The 804-nt window shown below is 29.4% G+C and carries 1 protein-coding gene; it reads left to right on the plus strand.

What is annotated here, in order from left to right:
- Nucleotides 1-99 precede the first annotated feature (99 nt).
- Nucleotides 100-633, plus strand: coding sequence for a hypothetical protein (locus tag WA340_RS12755; RefSeq protein ID WP_336129365.1), 534 nt, complete (start codon nt 100-102; stop codon nt 631-633).
- Nucleotides 634-804 lie beyond the last annotated feature (171 nt).

Consider the following 804-nt stretch of genomic DNA (forward strand, 5'->3'; position numbering starts at 1 on the left):
ATTCATACCAATTTACTATCTTAGTTGCTTAATGCTGAAAATCCTTCGGATTTTAAGCCGCAACTAAACCTATACCAAACCGTTACCCAACATTTGAGAATGCAATTCAAAACTAAAATATTCTCTATAGTATTTGCAATTAATACTATTCTTTTAATTTTAAATATTAAATACCGAGACGAGACATTAAGTGTTGTTCAGGATTTAACTTATGGGAAATTATTTTTATTTTTTGGATTTTTTTGTTTTGTTTTCTACTTAATAATAGCGAAATTCAAAAAAGCTTTTAATGTCCTATTAATATTTGCAACCATCGCTTTTTGCATCTCATTGTTTTTCAACCTTCGTTTGGCAAAAGACAACTATGACAGAATCCAATGCAATGAAGGTATATCTGAATATTTTGAGTATTTTGAGTATGACTCTTGTGAAAAAATTAAAAAGCGTTTTGAATATGACTTGATAAATCGACAACTCAAATATTTTCTGGATCCATATAATCACGATTTGGAATTTGAAGAAAAAATAAGAAACGAAAAACACATCGAACTCGTTGGAATAAGTTGCACACAGTTTACTTCAATGGATTGTTATAATGAATTGGTAAAGAATTACATAAAGAAAAGTGATTAAAAAAACGTCGGGTAACAATGTATAAATTCAATTGCGGCTGAATTTCCTGCGGAAATTCATTGCAATTTTCTATCTTTCAGTTCAATTGGAAAATCGTACCGATTTTCCGCAACTGAAATTTATACGCTAACGTTGGTTGCAATAGCGGAATTAAAAACTAAACGTATAAAT

It is taken from the genome of Mesoflavibacter sp. CH_XMU1422-2 (assembly GCF_037029245.1).
Taxonomy (GTDB): Bacteria; Bacteroidota; Bacteroidia; order Flavobacteriales; family Flavobacteriaceae; genus Mesoflavibacter; species Mesoflavibacter zeaxanthinifaciens.

What these genes read in the sequence shown, in the direction of transcription:
- WA340_RS12755 (WP_336129365.1), top strand. Translation starts at nt 100, where the DNA reads ATGCAATTCAAAACTAAAATATTCTCTATAGTATTTGCAATTAATACT.